Raw genomic sequence first — 1,555 nt, forward strand, 5'->3', positions numbered from 1 at the left:
TGCTGTACTTGACCTCGGCGGTGACATTATAGGCGGCAGCGATGCCCTCGGCGAGAATGCGCATCTGCCGCTCGATCTCGGCGCTGACCTCGGGACGGAAGCTGCGCGCATCGCCGAGGATGCGGGCAAGACCGGGCAGAGCGTTGCGGGTGCCGTCGGTGATCAGCTCGGTCACCGAAACCACGGATATGTCGGCCGGACTCAGTCGGCGCGAGACGATGGTCTGCAGATTGGTGACCAGCGCGCAGGCCGCGACCAGCGTCTCGTTGCCCGCATGCGGCCGCGCGGCATGGCCGCCGAGCCCCTTGAGCACGATCTCGAAGTTGTCCTCGGCCGACATTATGGGTCCGGCACGGGTCTCGAAATGCCCGATCGGCAGGCCGGGCATGTTGTGCAGGCCAAAGATCTCGTCGAAGGGAAAGCGCTGCATCAGCCCATCTTCGAGCATGGCGAGTGCGCCCCTGCCCCATTCCTCGGCCGGCTGGAAGACGAAGCGCACGGTGCCGTCGAAACCGCCCTCACCGGCCAGCAGCTTTGCCGCGCCGAGCAGCATGGTGGTGTGGCCGTCATGGCCGCAGGCATGCATGATGCCGGGATTGCCGGACCGGTAAGATGCGTCCGATTGTTCTGATATGCGCAGCGCATCCATGTCGGCCCTCAGCGCAATCGCCCGGTTGCCGCTGCCGCGCTTCAGCGTGCCGACGACACCGGTGCCGCCGACGCCTTCGGTGACATCGTCCAACCCAAATTCGCGCAGTTTGGCGGCGACGAAGGCGGCGGTGCGCTTCTCCTCGAAGCCGAATTCCGGGTGTGCATGCAGATCGCGCCGCCAGAAAATCATCTCCTGCTTCAGCGCGTCGCGATCGAGTTCAGACATTCTTCTGCCCCTTCTGCTTCTGCCCCTTCTGACCTACTTTGCCAGTTGCGCGGCCACATCAAGCAGGATGTTGGCGCCGGCAACAAGCTCGGCGTCATCGGTGTGTTCGCGAGGACTGTGACTGATGCCGCCAACGCTCGGCACGAAGATCATCGCCGCAGGCGCGATACACGCCAGCATCTGCGCGTCGTGGCCGGCGCCTGATGTCATGCGCCTGACCCCGAGGCCACGGCGTTTCGCGGCGGCCTCGATTTGTTCGACGATGCGCAGGTCGAAGATCACCGGTTCGAAGCGGGCCAGTTGCTCGACCGAAACCGTCACGTTCTCAGCGGCGGCAAGCTGCTCGAGATAGGCGGCAAGCGCCGCTTCCGCCGCCTGCAGGCGCTGTTCGTCGGGATCGCGCAGATCGACGGTGAAGACCGCGCGCGAAGGGATGACATTGATGGCATTCGGCTCGAAGCGGATCGTGCCGACGGTGGCGACGGTCGGCGCGTTCGAGGCTTTGGTCCGGTCGAGCAGGAAGGTGATGACCCGGGCGGCGGCGTGGCCGGCATCGTTGCGCATCGACATCGGCGTGGTGCCGGCATGGTTGGCGACGCCGTCGATTGTGATGCGCTGCCAGGAGATGCCTTGCAGATTCTCCACCGCGCCGACCGGCAAGCCTTCGCGCTCCAGCAC

At 65.5% G+C, this 1,555-nt stretch carries 2 protein-coding genes; both read right to left on the reverse strand.

Going from position 1 to position 1,555, the window contains the following annotated elements; all coding sequences use genetic code 11:
- On the reverse strand, positions 1-877 hold an 877-nt coding region (locus tag ENZ74_RS31400), incomplete at its 3' end, for an amidohydrolase (RefSeq protein ID WP_127313284.1).
- Between the two features lie 33 nt (positions 878-910).
- The coding region (locus ENZ74_RS31405; protein WP_127313285.1) for a hydantoinase/carbamoylase family amidase at positions 911-1,555 on the reverse strand (645 nt) is incomplete at its 5' end.

Source organism: Mesorhizobium sp. M7A.F.Ca.CA.002.15.2.1 (genome assembly GCF_003998715.1).
GTDB lineage: Bacteria > Pseudomonadota > Alphaproteobacteria > Rhizobiales > Rhizobiaceae > Mesorhizobium > Mesorhizobium ciceri.